Origin of the sequence: uncultured Brachyspira sp., from assembly GCF_944393015.1 — a bacterium.
GTDB lineage: Bacteria > Spirochaetota > Brachyspiria > Brachyspirales > Brachyspiraceae > Brachyspira.
Genome location: NZ_CALXYQ010000010.1, coordinates 28,362 through 48,009 on the forward strand (window position 1 = coordinate 28,362; position 19,648 = coordinate 48,009).

15 protein-coding genes and 1 riboswitch are annotated in these 19,648 nt (G+C 28.0%); of the genes, 10 read left to right on the forward strand and 5 right to left on the reverse strand.

Features of this window, described 5'->3' with window-relative positions; all coding sequences use genetic code 11:
- Positions 1 to 622 precede the first annotated feature (622 nt).
- Together Q0K19_RS05345 and Q0K19_RS05350 are read right to left on the reverse strand one after the other, a co-directional pair.
- Positions 623 to 1,387 (reverse strand): hypothetical protein, encoded by a 765-nt coding sequence (locus Q0K19_RS05345; protein WP_297246067.1) that lies wholly within the window; start codon positions 1,385 to 1,387, stop codon positions 623 to 625.
- Positions 1,388 to 2,015: 628 nt separating this feature from the next.
- Positions 2,016 to 3,371: a PhoH family protein gene (locus tag Q0K19_RS05350; RefSeq protein WP_048593287.1), complete on the reverse strand. Its 1,356-nt coding sequence runs from the start codon at positions 3,369 to 3,371 to the stop codon at positions 2,016 to 2,018.
- A gap of 731 nt (positions 3,372 to 4,102) precedes the next feature.
- On the opposite strand from Q0K19_RS05350, the gene Q0K19_RS05355 reads away from it, so the two are divergent.
- On the forward strand, positions 4,103 to 4,669 hold the full coding sequence (locus Q0K19_RS05355) for a DapH/DapD/GlmU-related protein (protein ID WP_297246070.1): 567 nt from the start codon (positions 4,103 to 4,105) through the stop codon (positions 4,667 to 4,669).
- Between the two features lie 43 nt (positions 4,670 to 4,712).
- The gene (locus Q0K19_RS05360) at positions 4,713 to 5,795 is read left to right on the forward strand and encodes an alpha/beta hydrolase (protein ID WP_297246072.1); all 1,083 of its coding nucleotides are present in this window, start codon (positions 4,713 to 4,715) and stop codon (positions 5,793 to 5,795) included.
- A 533-nt stretch (positions 5,796 to 6,328) separates the two neighbouring features.
- Here the strand turns inward: Q0K19_RS05360 and Q0K19_RS05365 are convergent.
- On the reverse strand, positions 6,329 to 7,228 hold the full coding sequence (locus tag Q0K19_RS05365; protein ID WP_297246075.1) for a LysR family transcriptional regulator: 900 nt from the start codon (positions 7,226 to 7,228) through the stop codon (positions 6,329 to 6,331).
- Positions 7,229 to 7,404: 176 nt separating this feature from the next.
- Here Q0K19_RS05365 and Q0K19_RS05370 point away from each other — a divergent pair, with 176 nt between their 5' ends.
- The 8 genes from Q0K19_RS05370 (at position 7,405) to Q0K19_RS05405 (ending at position 14,885) form a co-directional block, all read left to right on the forward strand.
- Positions 7,405 to 7,857 carry a dual specificity protein phosphatase family protein gene (locus tag Q0K19_RS05370; RefSeq protein ID WP_048593291.1) on the forward strand — a complete coding sequence of 151 codons (453 nt, stop codon included), beginning with the start codon at positions 7,405 to 7,407 and terminating at the stop codon, positions 7,855 to 7,857.
- Positions 7,858 to 7,909: 52 nt separating this feature from the next.
- Positions 7,910 to 8,045: riboswitch (FMN riboswitch) on the forward strand.
- Between the two features lie 142 nt (positions 8,046 to 8,187).
- Positions 8,188 to 9,297, forward strand: a complete 1,110-nt coding sequence (gene ribD, locus Q0K19_RS05375; RefSeq protein ID WP_297246078.1) for a bifunctional diaminohydroxyphosphoribosylaminopyrimidine deaminase/5-amino-6-(5-phosphoribosylamino)uracil reductase RibD — start codon at positions 8,188 to 8,190, stop codon at positions 9,295 to 9,297.
- A gap of 113 nt (positions 9,298 to 9,410) precedes the next feature.
- Positions 9,411 to 10,052, forward strand: a complete 642-nt coding sequence (locus Q0K19_RS05380; RefSeq protein WP_014489069.1) for a riboflavin synthase — start codon at positions 9,411 to 9,413, stop codon at positions 10,050 to 10,052.
- 82 nt (positions 10,053 to 10,134) lie between these two features.
- Positions 10,135 to 11,334 carry a bifunctional 3,4-dihydroxy-2-butanone-4-phosphate synthase/GTP cyclohydrolase II gene (locus Q0K19_RS05385; RefSeq protein ID WP_297246080.1) on the forward strand — a complete coding sequence of 400 codons (1,200 nt, stop codon included), beginning with the start codon at positions 10,135 to 10,137 and terminating at the stop codon, positions 11,332 to 11,334.
- Between the two features lie 267 nt (positions 11,335 to 11,601).
- Entirely contained in the window at positions 11,602 to 12,471 is an 870-nt protein-coding gene (locus tag Q0K19_RS05390; RefSeq protein ID WP_297246082.1) for a hypothetical protein, read from the forward strand.
- A 162-nt stretch (positions 12,472 to 12,633) separates the two neighbouring features.
- On the forward strand, positions 12,634 to 13,482 hold the full coding sequence (locus Q0K19_RS05395) for an Rpn family recombination-promoting nuclease/putative transposase (RefSeq protein ID WP_297246085.1): 849 nt from the start codon (positions 12,634 to 12,636) through the stop codon (positions 13,480 to 13,482).
- A 241-nt stretch (positions 13,483 to 13,723) separates the two neighbouring features.
- Positions 13,724 to 14,194, forward strand: a complete 471-nt coding sequence (gene ribE / locus Q0K19_RS05400; RefSeq protein ID WP_012671528.1) for a 6,7-dimethyl-8-ribityllumazine synthase — start codon at positions 13,724 to 13,726, stop codon at positions 14,192 to 14,194.
- A gap of 202 nt (positions 14,195 to 14,396) precedes the next feature.
- The gene (locus Q0K19_RS05405; RefSeq protein WP_297246090.1) at positions 14,397 to 14,885 is read left to right on the forward strand and encodes a ferritin family protein; all 489 of its coding nucleotides are present in this window, start codon (positions 14,397 to 14,399) and stop codon (positions 14,883 to 14,885) included.
- A gap of 465 nt (positions 14,886 to 15,350) precedes the next feature.
- Here the strand turns inward: Q0K19_RS05405 and Q0K19_RS05410 are convergent, their stop codons facing one another.
- Complete coding sequence (locus Q0K19_RS05410; protein ID WP_297246092.1) at positions 15,351 to 16,691, reverse strand: CoA-disulfide reductase; 1,341 nt, start codon at positions 16,689 to 16,691, stop codon at positions 15,351 to 15,353.
- A 112-nt stretch (positions 16,692 to 16,803) separates the two neighbouring features.
- A complete protein-coding gene (locus Q0K19_RS05415; RefSeq protein ID WP_297246094.1) occupies positions 16,804 to 19,638 on the reverse strand; it encodes a YidC/Oxa1 family membrane protein insertase in 2,835 nt (944 codons plus the stop codon).
- Positions 19,639 to 19,648 lie beyond the last annotated feature (10 nt).

Consider the following 19,648-nt stretch of genomic DNA (forward strand, 5'->3'; position numbering starts at 1 on the left):
TTATATACTCGATAAACTTATATACACTTATAGTGTATATAAATAAAAAATTGTTAAATATATTTTTATTATATTAAAAAAGAGATACTTTATAAAAAATATAAAATACCTCTTTATAAATTATATTTTAAATATTATTTTATTTTTACTAATTTAAAAGCAGGAGGCTGAGATGCACCAGGAAGAGATATTAATAATTGTCCTCCTGTAGCTTCTGTTTCGCTTTCAAATTGTATAATATAAGTATATTTTTCTAACTGAAAAGCAATAATTGTTTGTGTGCTGCTTGGATCTTGTACTATATTAACTTTTCCTCCTTCATAGATAATAGTTAATGTTCCTCTAAGAAAATAAGTAAGATTGCCCTCATTATCAAGTGTAAAAGCAACTTTTGATGTTCCATAAGTAGCTTCATAACTTCCAGCTCTCTCAGCAATTGTTATTTTTTTAATTTCTGTGTTAGGATTTGTAACATTATCCTTACAGCTTATGATAGCAGCAAATACTAAAGTTACTAAAAATATTATTTTTTTTATTCATTTTAAATTTTCTCCTTTTAAATTTTCTCCTTAAAATTTATTTTATTGTATATATTACTGTGCTGGTTGTTGAGTCTTACTATTTAAACTACATATGGTATAGGAGTACCAAAGGCATTATTTTGTAATAAAGCATCATAAGATATAAGATTAGCTGCGTTATCTCTATAAGAATATTTATCAAAAGTTATATAGGAGTTAGGATCAATAAAATTCATATATCTTAAACCTTGTTCATATTCTACTTTTACAATAAATCCTGGATTTATTGTTGTTTGAGAAGCATCCGATGAATCTTTAATAATTATAGCACCTTGAGCGTCAATCTCATAAGTAACTGTCAAAGGCTTACTGCTAGCATCATCAAATTTAGTATATACTATACCTTTATAATCTGATATTCCGCTATTTACATTATAAAATTCTTCTTTACATAAAGTAACTCTGCCTAATGAGGTAAGCTGACCATTAACAGAGTTCCATAAATCTATTTCTACAAAACGTCCTTCCCAAAGTATTTTGATTAATATTATACCTTCTTCATTGTTTTCTTTTTCATAAATGGTATAAATATTTTCAGAATTTTCCTGTATAATATAAGGATCCACATGCATACTTTCATTGTTGGCAACAATATCTAATGAATTATTATCATTTATGTTTAACGTCATAAGAATGTTGCCTTGTTCATCGCTGATACTCTTATATGTACCTTTCCATTGATTTAAGTCTGAGTTTGAAGGTGAATTCGGATTTGTGGCAGAATTATTATTTTTGCTGCAGCTTATAGATAATACTATAATAAAAATAAGTAGTATTTTTTTATCATTTTTAATTATATCTCCCAATTAAATTTTTCTTATATTATATTATATATAATATTTAATCATATTAATATATGAAAGTTTATTCTTTTTTATATTATGTAAAGAATATATTGTTATATTCGATTTTAACTGTAATTAAAAAAGTTAATAAAATATTTTATTTGCTGAAAAATAAATGTTTCAGTTTATCAATTTATTTTCATCTGCCCGCCCTATTGCCTTATTATTTTAATTTTATATTTCTATTTAAATTTTCCTTAATATTAAAACAGGAATTACAGCACCCACCCTAAATGTTATTTGAATTTATAGCTTTTATACCGCACGCTAAACAAAATTATAAATACAGAATAATTATAAATTAAAATTTAAATTATAAATAAGATTCCGCTCACCGTGCGTTAAATAAACTCTAAACTTTATAAAATATAATTTTTGAGTTATTATAAATAAATTTGTAATATGTTTTTTAATTTTTATCAACTTTCCCGTGGCAAAAGTTGCTACCGCAGGTACGCAAAGCGAAAGCACTAATTTATATTTTTAGCATTAAATTAAAAAATATATAGGATTACAGTAAAAAGTAAATAAAAAGCATAAAGCGAAGAATCCATCACTTTATGCCTTATTGTTTTAAATAATTAAAAAATCATAATACATTGGCAGCAAGTTCTGCAAGCTGTGAACGCTCACCTTTTTCAAGTGTTACAGTACCGCTTAAAACTTCTCCTTTTGTGCGGTCTATCAAATAAGTAAGACCATTATTTCTTTCATCCAAATAAGGAGTATCTATCTGATGAATATCTCCAGTGAAAACTATTTTTGTTCCTTCACCTGCCCTTGTTATAATAGTTTTTATTTCATGAGGAGTAAGGTTCTGTGCTTCGTCTACTATAAAATAAATCTTGTTCAAACTTCTTCCTCTAATGTATGCAAGAGGTGAAATTACTATTTTTTCATTTTCAAGCATTTTTTTTATATTCTTACTTTCATCGCTGTCATCAGAATGTATATGCTGTATTACTGAAAGGTTATCAAATAAAGGCTGCATATAAGGATCTAATTTGCTATTAACATCGCCTGGTAAGAAACCTAAATCTTTATTAGAAAGTGCTACTACTGGACGGGCTAAAAGTATTTGTCTGTACTCTCTTCTTTTTGCTAAAGCAGCAGCTAATGCTAAAAGAGTTTTACCAGTTCCAGCTTTACCCATTATAGTAACTAAAGGTATATTATTATCTAGTAAAACATCTAAAGCCATAGCCTGTTCTTCATTTCTTGGCTTTATACCATAAGCATTTATATCAGTATCAACATGAACTATTGTTTTTGTGTCATCTTTATATTTTCCTATCACTGCCTCATCATCTTCTTTTACTCTGTAGCAGAAATATGTATTAGGATAAATAGAATGCTCGCCTTTAACTTCTATTTCTTTATTTTCGCTAAGCTCTTTTATATAAATGCGTGCATTATCTCCTGAAATACTTTCTATACCTGTAAACAATGAAGATAATTTTTCTATCTTGTCTGTATTATAGTCCTGAGTGTCTATTCCTAAACTTCTAGCCTTCATTCTCATATTAATATCTTTAGTTATAAGAATGACTCTGTGATTTTCACATTTTATATTATAGGCACAAGACAATATTTTATGATCTGGTATGTTTCCAGCAAATATTTTTTTGAATTCTTCTCTCTCTTCATTATTAACATCTATAAATACTTTACTTTTATTATCAAGCAAAGCACCTTTTTTAAATATATCCTTTACCCCTTGAAGTTCCTCATTTTTTTCTACAATGACATCAAGTTCTCGTATAAACTCTCTGGCATTGAAATTGATTGTATCGCTTCCTTTTTTAAACTTATCAACTTCCTCCAAAACTGTAATAGGTATAACTATATTAGTTTCTTCAAAAGAAAATATTGACTTAAAATCATGAAGTATAACATTTGTATCAAATACGAACACTTTCTTATTAGGTATAAAATTCTCTGTCATCGCAAATCCTTAAAATGATTTTTAGCATAAAATAAATGCTATATAATAAGTATTGTACAAAAGAAAGAAAAAATCAAATTCATTAAACTCGTTTAATATTATAAATATATAATTTTGTTATTTTTACGAATAATAGTGTTACTTTTAATAACATAATAAAATGATACAAATATGATTATATACTAAAATTTTTTAAGTTTGTCAAAATTAGTTTTTATATTGTTATTATTTTCGGGGACTAGTCCACGAACCCCTAATTCTTTTGCCGACGCTCTGCGTGCTGTAGGCAAGGCACCTACTTGGTGGTGCCCCAAAGAAGCAGATACAGCCCGCCTTCGGCGAAGGGCTATATTGTAGCTTAAATTAATAATCTATCTTAAATGTAAAACAATTTTAGTATGATTTAGTGCTAATTTTTACACTTGCACTTTCGCGAAACGTATCCGAGCCTGTCGAGGATATAAGGTTCTTGACGAAGTCTGCCTGTGGCGTGCGGCGGGAAAAAGAACAACAAAAAAATAGACAAACTTAAAAATTTTTAGTATATATAAATACCAATAAAAAATTATAAATACTGATTGAATAATATCATAAAAATATAAAAACTAATTATAAAACACATTCTAACACAACTATACTTCTTAGGCATAAAACTATATAACACATAAATATTTGATATAATTTATTTTTTCTGTAAAATACAAATAAATTAAAACAAAGGAATAAATCAAATGAATATAGAAGAGTTTATAAAACACTGTAAAGAAGGCAATCCTATATCAAGTGAAGATAAAGAACTTGCCCCGCTTTTATATGAATGCTCACAAAATGCCATAAAAATAACAATGCAAATCAATAACAGCTATCATACTACAGATGAGGTGAGAAAATTATTTGAACAATTAACAGGTGAAAAAATAGATGAAAGTTTCACATGCTTTCCTCCATTTTATACAGACTTTGGAAGAAATATAAAAATAGGGAAGAATGTATTTTTTAACACAGGCTGTTCATTTCAGGACAGAGGCGGAATCACTATAGGGGATAATGTATTTATTGGTATGAATGTAATTATTTCGACACTTAATCATGGAATAGAGATACAAAACAGAAGTACAACATATCCTTCAAAAGTAACAATAGGCAATAATGTTTGGATAGGTTCAGGAGCTAATATACTACCCGGTGTAAGTATAGGAGATAACTCAATAATAGCTGCCGGTACTTTGGTAAATAAAGATGTTCCTTCTAATGTGATAGTCGGCGGAGTACCTGCTAAAATAATAAGAAATTTATAATAAAAATTTAACTACAAATAAAATTAATTATAAGGAGATTTCTATGAAAAAAATAATATTATCAGCAACTTTAATACTAACTTTTTTAATATCTTGTAACAATAACCAATCACAAAATAAAGGAGGAGATAATATGGATACAAGAGTTTTCAAAATTTACACAAATATAGAAATGAAAAAAGTAAGATTTAAAAACCGTTACGGCATAGAAATAGCAGGAGATTTATATTTACCAGAAAATTACACTAATCAAAAAAATCCTGCAATAGTTGTATCCGGCCCATTCGGAGCAGTTAAAGAACAAGCTTCAGGATTATATGCACAGGAGATGGCTACTTATGGTTTTGTTGCTTTAGCATTCGATCCTTCTTTTACTGGTGAAAGCGGCGGAGATGTAAGAAACACTTCTTCACCTGATATATTTACTGAAGATTACAGTGCCGCTGTAGATTATTTAGGTTTGCTTGATTATGTAGACAGAAACCGCATCGGTGCAATAGGTATTTGCGGACTTTCTGGAATGGCTATCACTGCAGCTGGAACTGATACTAGAATAAAAGCCGTTGCTACTCTTTCAATGTATGATATGTCAAGAGATATGAGTAAAGGTCATCAAGACTATTATACTCCTGAGCAAAGAAGAAAAATAAGAGAATATTTAAGCGAGCAGCGTTGGAAAGATGCTGAAAGCAAAACTTATGCTTTAGGTAATCATGAACCTTATTTTGATGAGAACAATAATTTAATGGCTTCTGCAATGGTTGTACCGGAAGAACTTCCAGAAAATGCTGATCCTGTATTTGCTGCTTTCTACAACTATTATGCTAAAAGAGCTTATCATCCTAGAGCTATAAACTTTGTTACTTCTTGGACTGCTACAATGCCTGTATCATTCTGGAATTTCCCTTTAATGGCTAATATTAAAGATGTTTCTCCTACTCCTATACTTTTAGTAGCAGGCGACAGAGCACATTCAAGATACTATTCTGAAGATGTTTATAAAGAAGCATTAGAACCAAAAGAACTTTTAATAATAGAAGATGCTGACCATGTTGATTTATACGATAATATGGAGAAAATTCCTTTTGATAAATTATCTCAGTTCTTCAAAGATAATTTGAAATAATCTATTATATTTTTTTATTAATGTTTTCTTTAATCCAAGTGTTATTTTTATAATGCTTGGATTTTTTATTGGATTTTTTATTTATAATTATCATCAAACAACGCACGGTAAGCAAATCCTTAATTATTATGTAAATTACAATTATTAATTAATCTATTCTTATAATTTTACTCATCGTGCGGTATGTTAATAATAAATTTAAATAATGCTTGGGCGGGCTTTATATTTGCAGTATAAACTATAAAGAAACAAAGATAAAAATAACTAATAAAATTAAAAAGTATAAAGGGCGGGCAGATGTAATTAAATTTTAAAACTTATTTTCACTCCCCACCCTCAAGATTTTATAATTTTATTTTGCATTAAAACTTATTTTATATTTTTTATTCTAATTAGAATTTATTAGTACCCACCCAAGTGTTTTTTAAATTTGTTATGCACTTACCGCACGATTAAATATTTTTTAATTTATAGCAGTATTATAAAAAGAAAATATATTTATATTTTATGATTTGTTTACCGTGCGTTATGAATCAAATTTTATTATTAAATTCATTAGTAATCCTATCTAAAAATATTTTGGAAGCCCTTGAAAATTCCTGATTCTTCTTCCAAACTATATTAAGCCCAGATTCTAATTTGGGCTTTAAAGGTATAAAACAAATATTTTCATTATGCATATTGTCAATTAATTTATCTAAACATAAAGCATAACCCATACCTTCCCTAACCATAATTAATGCATTGTAAATCAAATTATAAGTGGCAACTATATTTAGCTTATCAAAAGTATCAGAAAACCACCTTGAAAAATCATTGTCCTGCATTTCAGTTTCCATTACCTGCCTTGATATGATTAATGGTATATTCAATAAATCAGTTTTTATTATACTTTTCTTTTTCGCAAGCTCAGAATCTTTTTTCATGATTAGCCCCCAAGTATCTTTAGCAGGCACTTTTAAATAATCATACTTTGATAAATCTGCAGGATCTATCAATAAACCAAAATCTAATAAACCTTTATCAAGTTTTTCTGTTATATCCTGAAAATTTCCGCTGTAAATATTATATTTTATATGCGGATAAGTTTCTTGAATATCTTTCATAACAGAAGCAATTAAACTCATAGCCCAAGTCTCACCTGCCCCAATAAATATATCACCTGCTATTAACTCATCAGTAAAATTGAATTCCGCTCTGGTTTTATCTATCATATCTATTATTTCTTCGGCTCTTTTTTTTAATAGAATGCCTTCAGGAGTGAGAACTATATTATTATGCTTTCTTTCAAATAGTTTATGTCCTATATCCCTTTCAAGTATATTTATCTGTCTGGATAAATTGGGCTGAGTGAGATTAAGATATTTTGCCGCCTTTGTAATATTGCCTTCTCTTACAGTTGTTAAAAAATATTTTAAAGCCCTAATTTCCATATACTCTCCGAAATACATAAACTTTTTATATTCTATAATAATGCAATAATAATGCAAATCATTATTTAATGAATATTAATTTGATTATTATTTGTTATATTTAATTTATATATAAAACTAAAATTGACAATTTCAATTATTTAATTATAATGTAAAACTTACTGGAGTTTTTTACTATGAAAAAATTATATAAAAATCTATATGTAGGTAATGACAGAGATTGTGCCGAATTTAAAGGGGCTATAGTTCATGCCTGCCAAAGCTGTTTTGTTAGAGGCGTAAGAGGAAATATAGGCGATAAAAAAGTGTATCAAAATAATAATGATTTATATTTGAATTTACTTGATATAAGCAGCTTATCTTTTGAATATGCTTTTCCTATGATAAAGAGAGCTATGGAGTTTATAGATGAACATATAAATGATATGGAGGTATTGGTTCATTGTAATTTTGGAATGTCAAGATCTCCATCTATAGCACTTCTTTATATGGCAAGAAAAGGCTATATAAGTAATACTTCATTCAAAGATGCTTTAAGAGATTTTCATGAAATATACACTTACTATTCGCCTGGAATGGGAATGTATAGATACTTCGATAATTATTGGTACGAAATAATGAGTTTTTAGCATTATAGCGAAATACTTGACAATATAAAATATTTGTATTATACTATTACATATAAATCTTCGGGGCTAGGTGAAATTCCATACCGGCGGTAAAGTCCGCGAGCCTTTTTGATGTTCCTTATTCAAAAACGGCAGATTTGGTGCAATTCCAAAACCGACAGTTAAAGTCTGGATGGTAGAAGATAAAATTAATGTAAACTACTACATAAAATAATGGCTCTAATTGTTATTTTTTAACATTTAGAGTTTTTTTGTTTACAAGTCAAAAAATCCGCCAATTAAAAACCTCAAAGATTAATAAAAAATATTTTTTTTAAGAGTATTAGCATTATGCAGAACAATATGCATGAAAAGTACATGAAAATGGCTATAGAGGAAGCTAAAAAAGGAGAAGGTTTTACAAGTCCTAATCCTTTGGTTGGTGCTGTTATAGTGAAAGATGGAAAAGTTATAGGCATTGGATACCATAAAAAATGTGGTGAAAATCATGCTGAAATCAATGCTTTCTTAGATGCCAAAGAAAAAGGCGAAAATGTTGAAGATGCTGATATATATGTAACTTTAGAGCCTTGTTCTCATTATGGAAAAACTCCTCCTTGTGCTGATGCTATTATAAAAAATAAATTAAAAAGAGTGATTATAGGATGTGTTGATTCTAATCCCAAAGTAGCAGGAAATGGTATAAAAAAATTACAAGATGCTGGTATTGAAGTTATAGTAAATGTGCTTGAAGAAGAATGCAGAAAATTAAATGAGGTTTTCTTCTATTATATAGCTAATAAAAGACCATTCATTGTTATGAAATATGCTATGACTATGGACGGAAAAATAGCTACTGTAAGCGGAAAATCAAAATGGATAACTTCAGAAAAAACTAGAGAGCATTCTCATAGATTTAGAAATAAATACTCTGCTATAATGGTTGGAATAAATACTGTAATAGAAGATAATCCTACACTTAATTGCAGACTTCCAAATACTAGAAATCCTATAAGAATAATTTTGGATAGTTCATTAAAAATAGATTTGGATTCTAATATTTGTAAAACTGCAAAAGAAATAAAAACTTTTATAGCTACTATTAGTGATGATAATAAAAAAATAAAAGAACTTGAAAGTGTAGGTATAGAGATAATAAAAACAGAAAATGATAATGGCAAAGTAAGTTTAAAAGATTTGATGAGAATACTTGGAGAAGAAAAAGATATTGACAGTGTGTATGTTGAAGGCGGTGCTGCTTTACATGCGAGTTTATTGAAAGAAAAGCTAGTAAATAAGGCTTTGATTTATATAGCACCAAAAATATTCGGAGGTATTGAAGCAAAAAGCCCTATAGGAGGCGAAGGGATAGATGATCCTAATGATGCTGTTAAACTTACTGAAGGCAGCATAACAAAAATAGAAGATGATTTGTTTTTGGAGTATTACTTAAAATATTAATTTATAAATGAAATATATTAGCTTTATATATAATTAATTTTATACTTGCACTTTTTGGTACTTTTTGCGGCGGGAAAAAGTACAGAAATTATTTAAGAGAGAAAATATTAATAATGTTTACTGGTATAGTTGAAGAAATAGGAACTGTTAAATCTGTACAAAGCAAAGTTATAACAATAGAAGCTAGCAAAATATTCGATGATTTGCATTTGGGTGATAGCGTTGCTGTTAATGGTACTTGTTTAACTGTATCTAGCTTTGATAATAAAATATTTAATGCAGATGTTACTCAAGAAACTTTAAACCGTACTAATTTAGGAAGTTTAAAAAATGGAAGTAAAGTTAATCTTGAGCGTGCTATGACTTTAAGCGGAAGATTCGGCGGTCATATAGTAAGCGGACATATTGACGGAGTGGGAAGCATTAAGTCTATGAAAAAAGATGACAATGCTATAATACTCACTATTGAAGTGCCTAAACACTTAATGAAATATATAGTAGAAAAAGGTTCTGTTGCTGTTGACGGCATAAGTTTGACAGTGGCAAGTTTAACTGATAATACTTTTTCTATAGCAGTTATTCCTCATACATTGAAGGAAACTGTACTTTATTATAAAAAAGAAGGTGATAAGGTTAATATTGAAAATGATGTTATAGGCAAATATGTTGAAAGGCTTTTAACATTTAAAGAAGATAATGATGATAGTAAAAAATCCAATATAACAATGGACTTTTTACTTAAAAATGGTTTTTAATAATTATGCACTTTTTACAGCTTTTTACAGCTAATAAATATTAGGAAAAAGTTGAATAAAAAATAAAAATGGAGCATTAAAAATGGAAAATGTTTACAGCACTATTGATGAAGCTTTAGAGGATTTAAGAAACGGAAAAATTATAGTTGTTTCTGATGATGAAGATAGAGAAAATGAAGGCGATTTAATCTGTGCGGCAGAATTTGCTACTACAGAAAATATCAACTTTATGGCTACTTATGCTAAGGGTTTGATATGTATGCCTATGAGTAAAGAGATAACAAATAAATTAAATTTAAATCAAATGGTTACAAAAAATACTGATAATCATGAAACAGCTTTTACAGTATCTATTGACCATGTTGAAACTACAACAGGAATATCTGCAGTTGAAAGATCTATAACAGCTTTAAAAGTTATTGATGAGAATGCTAAACCAGAAGATTTCAGACGTCCTGGTCATATGTTCCCATTACTTGCAAAAGAAGGCGGTGTATTGGTTAGAATGGGACATACTGAAGCTACTGTTGATTTGATGAGATTAGCAGGTTTAAAAGAATGCGGTTTATGCTGTGAGATTATGAGAGATGACGGCGATATGATGAGAAGAGATGATTTGATTGATTTCGCTAAAAAACATAATCTTAAAATGATAACTGTTTCTGATTTGATTGATTATAGAAAAAAGAATGAAGATTTAATGGAGCTTTATGCTAAGGCTAAAATGCCTACTAAATACGGAGAGTTTGAAATACTTACTTTCGTAAATAAAATCACAAAAGAACATCATGTAGTTTTAACTATGGGAGATATTTCAAGCGGAGAAGATGTACTTTGCAGAGTTCATTCTGAATGTTTGACAGGCGATGCATTAGGCTCTAAAAGATGCGATTGCGGAGAGCAGTATGATTATGCTATGAGAAAAATTGCTTCTGAAGGCAGGGGCATAATGGTATATATGCGTCAGGAAGGCAGAGGAATAGGACTTGTTAATAAATTAAGAGCTTATGAGCTTCAAGACAGCGGACTTGATACAGTGGATGCTAATATAGCTTTGGGTTTTAGAGATGATATGCGTGAATATTATGAGGCTTATCAAATGCTTAAAAATTTGGGAATTAAGAGCATAAAAATAATGACTAATAACCCAGATAAAATAAAGTATTTGAATAATTACGGACTTGAAATAAAAGACAGAGTGCCTATACAAATAGAGGCTTCAGAGTATGATGCATTTTATCTAAAGACTAAAAAAGAGCGTATGGGACACATACTAGATTAAGAATTTAAAATAAAAAACTTGTGAGTGTATTAACGAGCAAATTTTTTATATAATGAAAAAGTGAGCCGAAGCCAGCCCCACAGGGCACAGACGTGTGAGTGAGTAAACTCACTAGCTTATTTAAGGCAGTACCTTGCTTCGCAATGCGGACTTCGTCGCGAGCATAGCAACAGAATAAAAAATTACGAGCCTCTAGCAACTGACAAAGGAAGTTGCTAGAGCTTATTGGCGAGTAATTTTTTATATATATTAACAGGAGTTATTACAATGAAAAAAATTATTTTATTTCTTTTAAGCATTAATTTATTATGGGCATTTCCACCTGATGCAGCGTACTTCAATGAACTTTTAAGTGATAATGGTAAAATGACAAAAAATACAATGCAAGCTTATGATGTAAACGATTATGGTATGGTTTATTTTGATGGAGAGATTACATTAACAGGAGTTCTTGAAAGATCTGATAATGATGATATGGGAGATAATTATACTGCTTTGAGATTTTATCCTGATAATAATGTAGATCTTCCTTTTTTATATGCTTCATTTGAAATGGGTTTGAAAAATCAAGTTGCTTCTAAACATGGTGATTCTTGGGATTTTAGCGGCGTTGAATTTGACAGATTGGATTTCGGTGTTTTATTAAAAAATATTGAAGTAAAATTACCAGAACCTTTGAATAAAAGATTTTTAGGCGTTGCTGCTGTAAGAGCTGAAGTTACAATTAAAAATTATCGTTTTTATGAAGAAGGTGATGCAGGAAGAGAGGCTTACGGTGATATTGTAGGTTTTAAGGCTTTAGGTGATGTAGAAACAAAGTATTTTAGTAAAAATAATTATAATTCAGGAAATGTTTCTTACAACGAACTTCAATATAATTCTAAAGATGATTATGTGAATATAAGAGATAAAGCAAATGGAAAAATAATAGGAAAGATTTTGAAAAGAGATATGATTTATAATGGGGGAGTTTTATTATCTATCAATGGAGCAGGTATTGATTATGAGAATTATAGAGATATCGAAACAAAGTGGCTTGAAGTATTTTATCTTCCTCCAGAGGCTAAAGACGGAAAAGATGCAATTCATGGCTTTGTGCATGGTTCACAGATAAAACTTGAAAACGGAGGCTATTAAAATAGCATAGCAATAATAAAAAATTATAAGCTTTTGAAGACTATATAAAAAAGCGAGCCGAAGCAGCCAGTAACTTTAGTTGCTGGCTTATATTAGCGTAGGCGAGCATAACAATAATAATAATTTTGACATTTATATTAATTTTATTATAATGTTTGTATTATGGATAATGTAAAATATTTTAATACATTGAATGATTATTTTGTAAGATATCTTTTATCTGATATAGGAAGTGAAGCAATATTGTTGGATTTTATTAATTCAATAATGCTTGACTCCAATATGAAGACATTTAGAAGTGTTGAAATACTAACTCCATTTAATTATAAAGAAAATTATGAAGATAAAGAAACAATTACAGATGTAAAATGTATAACTCAAAATGGTTCAGTTGTTATAATAGAGATTCAGCTTCAAGGAAATTCAAGGTTTCCAGAGAGAATACTTTATTATTGGGCTTCTAATTACAGCAAGCTTTTAAAGCAGGGTGAAAAATACGATGCACTAACTCCTGTAATTAGTATTAATCTTCTTAATTTTAATTTAGATGATTCAGAAAATATTCATTCCTGCTATATGATTTATGATACAGGTAATCAAAGATTATTAACAGACCATTTACAAATACACATAATTGAAGTAAAAAAATTTAAATACAATTTATTAAAACCTGATTTAAATTGCTGGCTTAAATTTTTTACTATAAAGGAAGGTGATAATAAGGAGGTTATAATGTCAGAATTAGTAAAAGAAAAGCCTATAATGGAAGAAGTACAAAGAAGATATAATAACTTCATTAAAGATAGATTGATGATGAATGAATATGATAAAAGACAAGCATATTTATATGGTAATCAAATAATGCTTGAAGAAGAGCGAAGACTAGGAATTGAAGAAGGTAAGAAAGAACAGCAAATATCTATAGCTAGAAACTTTAAAAAAGCTGGCATAGATATAAAAATAATTAGTGAAAATACAGGTTTGAGTATAGAAGAAATAGAAAACTTGTGAGTGTATGACATTTACAAAATGTCAGGGTTCTAGCAAATTTAAAATATATAAAGCTAGATAAATTGTGAGCCTCTGGTAACTGACGAAGGAAGTTGCCAGAGCCTAGATAGCGAGCAATTTTCTAGCAAATTTAAAATATATAAAGCTAGATAAATTGCGAGCCTCTGGTAACTGACGAAGGAAGTTGCCAGAGCCTAGATAGCGAGCAATTTTCTAGCAAATTTAAAAAAGGATAGTTAATATGAAAACTTTTGAAGGAAAACTCGTTAGTGAAAAACCAATTAAAATCGGTATAGTGTGTGCTAGATTCAATGAATTCATTGTTTCTAAACTTTTGGGCGGTGCTTTAGATGCTTTATCTCGTCATAACATAAAAGACGATGATATTACTGTAGCTTGGGTACCTGGTGCTTTTGAGATACCTCTAATCGCTTCTAAAATGGCTAAATCTAAAAAGTATGATGCTGTTGTTTGTTTGGGTGCTGTTATAAGAGGTTCTACTACTCATTATGATTATGTTTGTGCTGAAGTATCAAAAGGTATTGCCAATGTTTCTCTTAATTCTGATATACCTGTAATGTTCGGCGTACTTACTACTGAAAACATTGAACAGGCTATTGAAAGAGCAGGAACTAAAGCTGGAAACAAGGGATTTGATTCTGCTATGGCTGCTATTGAAATGGTTAATTTAATCAGAGAGATAGAAAAGTAAATATCTAATAAATTTATATTATTTTCATTTTATTAAAAAACAAGGGCTTAAATTATTTTTTAAGTTCCTTGTTTTTTTATTTTCCTTATTTGTATTATTTGTTATATTTATAATAATAAAATTGTCATTTAATAACTATTTATTTTTTTATAAATTTAGTATATTATTTATTAGAATTTTTTACTAATAAGGAGCTTATCTTATGAATTTAAAAGGATCTAAAACCGAGGTTAATTTGAGAAATGCTTTTATAGGTGAGGCTATGGCTAGATGCAGATACATGTATTATGCTGAAAAGGCCCGTGAGGAAGGTAAAGAAGATGTTGCTGCTGCTTATGAAAGATTTGCTAGAAATGAACAGGAGCATGCTAAAATATGGTTTGAAAGTTTTCATGGCATACCTACTACAGAAGAAAATTTAAAAGAGTCTATAATAAATGAAAATTATGAATCTATAGACATGTATCTATCTTATGCTAAAACTGCACAGGAAGAAGGCTTTGATGAATTGGCTATGGCTTTTATGAATGTTGCAAGGATTGAAGATGGGCATAAAAAACAATTCCAAAGTTTACTTAGAGCTAGTAAAGTAGATATACCAAGCTGGCAATGTGATATATGCGGATATATAGATTCTGAAAATAAAAATCCTACTATGTGTCCTGTATGTAAGCATAAAATAAAAAAATAATAATAAATATAGTATTAATATCCTATTTTAAGTTTTACTATTATATAATAGAGTTACTTGCAATAGGATATTAAAAAATTTTATTTACATACCCCGCCCTTTTTGTTTCAATGTTTTCATCAAAATTTTTATTTTATATATATTTATTGCCTACAAAGAAAAAGCATACCCGCCCAAGTGTTATTTAAATTTTAAATAACCTCACAACGCACGGTGAACGAAATTTTTTTTATATAATTAACATATCATTATAAATCAGTTCATACTTATAGCTTTACTCTGCGTGCGGTTAATGGCATCATAATCGCATAAAAAAATTGGGTGGGAAGCAAAAATGTCAGTTTAAGTTTATAAAAAAATGACACTATAATACCAGAAAAAATAAAAAGCCTAGAGGGTGGGATAGTAGAATAAAATAAAAAACCATGCTGTATTAATAACAGCATGGTTGAAAATTAATATTGTTTATTTAGCCGCATTTCCTGCCACATTCAAAGAATCCCAAGTTCTTGCGAAAGGAGGAGCATAACATAAATCTAACATTCCTAATTCATCTACAGTAAGACCAGCATGTATACAAGCAGCTATAACATCAGCCCTTAATACAGCACCTCTTTTTCCTAATATCTGACCGCCTATTATCTTTCTGCTATCAGCTAAATATATAAGTTTTATATGTAAGTCCTGATAACCAGGATAATAATGTGTATGATCTAAATCTTTTATAGTAACAGTCTTATAATTGATATTTCTTTTTTTAGCCTCTTCCTCTGTGATACCTGTTCTTGCAGCTTCAAGCTCAAAAGCAAGTATACATGCACTAGTCAAACTGCCTATAAACTTTTCATGCCCTCCTACCAAATTACTTGCCACCATTCTTCCTAATTTGTTAGCCCCTGTAGCAAGAGCAGCATAAGTCTGATCATCTAATACTTTATCATATATGCTCGCACAATCTCCGGCGGCATATATAGAATCAATGCTTGTTTTTCCTTCCCTATCAACTAATATAGCACCATTATCCATTAATTTAATGCCAGCTTCTTTAGCTAAATCATTATTAGGTGTAACTCCTATAGCAACAACAACATAATCAGCATCGTATTTTCCTTTGTCTGTAATAACTGCTTTTACATTATTGTTATTATCAGCTTCTAATGACTGAACTTTTTCATTGAGATGTAAGTCAACATTTTCTTTTATATGCTCTATCACCATATCAGAAAATTCTTTATCGAATTTATTTCCAAATACTCTGTCTGAACGCTGTATAATGGTAACATTCTTTCCTATATGCTTCAAAGCATGAGCAGCCTCTATAGCTATAAATCCAGCACCTAATATTACAACATTTTTAATATTAGAGTCTTTCATTTTCTCTCTCATATTAATAGAGTCGCTGAAATCTTTTAAAGTTGATACATTTCCTATATTAATATTTGGTATATTAGGTATTATTGATTTTGCTCCAGTAGCTATAAGAAGTGAATCATAATTATCTTCAAATTCTTTATTGTTTATTATATCTTTTACTAATACCTTTTTATTTTTAGCATCTATTTTTAAAACTTCATGCTTCACTTTCAAATCTATTCCGGATTTTATAGTTGCTTCAGCAGTTCTTGCTATCATAGTATTAGGGCTTTCATAAAAACCGCCTACATAATAAGGCATACCGCAAGCCCCCCAAGATACAACATCTGTCTTTTCATAAACTGTAATTACAGCTTCTTTATCTACTCTTCTAGCTTTAGCAGCTGCACTCATTCCAGCAGCAACGCCTCCTATTATTATAACTTTTTTCATTTTATACTCCTTTTTATATACCTATATGTAGTATATTAAAAAATAATAGGTTTGTCAATTCTTATTGTTTATTTAAGAATATAATAAAAATTGAAAAAATTACAATGATATTTTATTTTTGTAAAGTATTTAATTTCCAATTATTTTTATCAAATATATTTCCCTTAACAGTATAATATTTAGTAAAATTAAATCTATTTTCTAATTGTCTATTAGGCTGCCATTCATTTAATATTATGAGTTTTAATTCTCCATTCTTATAATTATTTGTAATTATACTTTGTGTAAACGGATTTATCTGCTTAGTGAGATGTTTTGTAGATAAATAAGGAAGATCTGCAACAGTCATAAAATTAGATGAAATAGTAAAATCATTTGTAGAGTAAAAATCTTTGACCATTAATAATGCATTATATATAGCCATAAATTCTATACCATTATTTTTATAAAAATCTGTTTCAATATTTAGGGCATGATCTGAAATTATAATAATTTTTGTATTATCATAAACATTATTATATTTTAAAAAATATATTAATTCAGCAATATTTTTCATTGATGCTGCATTAGCATAATAGCTTCTTGTTAAAAATTCGTTTTTAAATTTCTTTATATCTATATTTGGTATTTGATATTTCCATATAGAAGGAAGTAAATTAGTATTAATATAATCAGGTTCATGAGTTATATTATTATGAATAAAATTAAAATAATTACCATTTTCAGATATTGATGTTATATGTCTTAACGAATTTAAAATACTAAATTCTTTTAAAGAATTATTGATAGTTACTGCATTCTCACTTCCATATATATACCAATCTGCACCATTATAAAGAGTTTTTCTTAGGAAACTTGGAATAATTCTAAAAATTGAAAATCTAAAAGATCTTTGAATATTTAAATCATCAATACCTGAATCTTCATTATATAATTTTTTATCAAGTATATTCTTTATCTCTTCTGTTTCATTAGCATAATCATTAAATAAATTACTAATTGCGAATTTAATAAAATTATCATTCTCAGCATAAGCATTCATATTAGAATACTTTGAAAATATAGAAGTATCATAACTAAAATTTAAATTTGCAAATGTAGCATTAAAAATATTTGCTTTATAACCATTATCAGTAAATATTTTAGGCATTACCAATAAAGATTCATTGTATTTATCTTTTAAATTATATTTTCCTTCTGTTGTAATCTCATAAGGTAAATATTCATATCCTCCCATTAGGCTAGGAATAGAACCTACAGTATTTTTTGAATATGAAAGCACATTAGTATATAATATAAATCCGTTAAAATCATTTTTCAATTTATTATTATCATTAAAATATTCTAAAACATAATGTGATGAGGCTCTATCTAATAATATTATAAATACATTAGTACCTGTTTTAGACAAGTTAAAAATATTACTGTAATTATCTTCTGATAAGTATCTTTCTGAATCATTTTGTATATTTGATAATATTTTTTGATCCTTATTAATCTTTACTATATCGTAAACAGATATGGTAAATAATACTAATGATATTATCATATATATATTAATAATAATATTTGATTTTTCTTTCTTTAATAAAATGTAAATAATTCCTATAAATATAGATACGAATAAAATATTTAATAATATTTGCACAATGCTTGAATTTAAAAGTTCTGAATTTTCAAATATAAAATTACTAGATATATTTCCATAATTTCCAACTATTATAAATGTATCAACAAAAAATATTACAGATATATATACTATAAACAATGATAAAGTATTTTTTACCTTATCAGAAAATAAAATATAAATAAATAAAGCATAAACAAAGAATGCCCCTATATATTTAGAAATATTATTTAATATTAATGTAAATGGAGCATTAAATTCCTGACCTGAAGAAGCTATTAATGTGGAAGGAATAAAAAGTCCGGCAAGCAATGTTATGGAAATAGAAGCTGATATTAATAGATGAAAATTATTGTTTAATTTTATATTAAATAATTTATATAAATATTTTTTGTAAATTATAATTGCAAATAATATAAACCATATACTAAAAACATCTTTATATGTTTTTACATCTATTCTAAATATTCTTAAATATTGTTTTTCTATAGAAATTGATAATACAGTTTCCCTTAAAAAATAAAGAACTGTATATACAAACATAAAAACTGTAAAAATACTAAATATTATAAATACAATTCTTTTTATTAATACCATAATACTTTTATTTTCTATAAAACTATTCCATTTATTTTTTAAAAAACTGTAATTTTCCAAAACTATATTTTTGACTAATGAAAAAGTACAATTTACTGTCCAATAAAATAAAAGTCCTGCAGGAGAGTTATATAAAAGCACCAAAAAAATTAAATTTGTAACGTATAAGGGAAGCTGCTCTTTTAAAGTGAGTTTTTTTGAATATACTAAAGAAGCCAAAAAACTTACTGCTGTCATAATAAAAGGAAGTACATTAATGCTTATATTTCCTATTTTTAACATCGCATCAGGTTTGGCCAAATTGGTTATATATCCAAATTGGGCAAATTCTAAGCCATCAAGATTATTCATAAAATGATAAGCAGCTATAAAAAATGGTATCTGTATAAGAAGCCCTAGAGTTCCTCTAAAAGCATAAATAGTTTTGTATCTATTTATCCTTTGACAAGTCCTTATAAGTAAATACCTTTGATCACCTTTAAATACTGCTTTTATATTATCAATCATAGGTTTCATTTTATTTTGTATATCTCTTTCTTTTTGCTGCCATCTCTCTGCTATATTGTATAATGGTAAAGAAATAAAATTTACAACCAAGCTTATAAAAAATATGCTTACTATATAAGAACTTTTTGTATATACTTTGAAAAAATAAAAAGATGTTTCTAAAATAAATTCTATTGGATATATAAATATATTATATAAAAATGATGATAGTCCCATAAAAGTAAAA

What these genes read in the sequence shown, in the direction of transcription:
- Q0K19_RS05380 (WP_014489069.1), top strand. Translation starts at nt 9,411, where the DNA reads ATGTTTACTGGTATAGTTGAAGAAATAGGAACTGTTAAATCTGTACAA.
- Q0K19_RS05390 (WP_297246082.1), top strand. Translation starts at nt 11,602, where the DNA reads ATGAAAAAAATTATTTTATTTCTTTTAAGCATTAATTTATTATGGGCA.
- ribE (WP_012671528.1), top strand. Translation starts at nt 13,724, where the DNA reads ATGAAAACTTTTGAAGGAAAACTCGTTAGTGAAAAACCAATTAAAATC.
- Q0K19_RS05360 (WP_297246072.1), top strand. Translation starts at nt 4,713, where the DNA reads ATGAAAAAAATAATATTATCAGCAACTTTAATACTAACTTTTTTAATA.
- ribD (WP_297246078.1), top strand. Translation starts at nt 8,188, where the DNA reads ATGCAGAACAATATGCATGAAAAGTACATGAAAATGGCTATAGAGGAA.
- Q0K19_RS05355 (WP_297246070.1), top strand. Translation starts at nt 4,103, where the DNA reads ATGAATATAGAAGAGTTTATAAAACACTGTAAAGAAGGCAATCCTATA.
- Q0K19_RS05350 (WP_048593287.1), bottom strand. Translation starts at nt 3,371, where the DNA reads ATGACAGAGAATTTTATACCTAATAAGAAAGTGTTCGTATTTGATACA.
- Q0K19_RS05395 (WP_297246085.1), top strand. Translation starts at nt 12,634, where the DNA reads ATGGATAATGTAAAATATTTTAATACATTGAATGATTATTTTGTAAGA.
- Q0K19_RS05385 (WP_297246080.1), top strand. Translation starts at nt 10,135, where the DNA reads ATGGAAAATGTTTACAGCACTATTGATGAAGCTTTAGAGGATTTAAGA.
- Q0K19_RS05405 (WP_297246090.1), top strand. Translation starts at nt 14,397, where the DNA reads ATGAATTTAAAAGGATCTAAAACCGAGGTTAATTTGAGAAATGCTTTT.
- Q0K19_RS05365 (WP_297246075.1), bottom strand. Translation starts at nt 7,228, where the DNA reads ATGGAAATTAGGGCTTTAAAATATTTTTTAACAACTGTAAGAGAAGGC.
- Q0K19_RS05370 (WP_048593291.1), top strand. Translation starts at nt 7,405, where the DNA reads ATGAAAAAATTATATAAAAATCTATATGTAGGTAATGACAGAGATTGT.
- Q0K19_RS05410 (WP_297246092.1), bottom strand. Translation starts at nt 16,691, where the DNA reads ATGAAAAAAGTTATAATAATAGGAGGCGTTGCTGCTGGAATGAGTGCA.
- Q0K19_RS05415 (WP_297246094.1), bottom strand. Translation starts at nt 19,638, where the DNA reads ATGGGACTATCATCATTTTTATATAATATATTTATATATCCAATAGAA.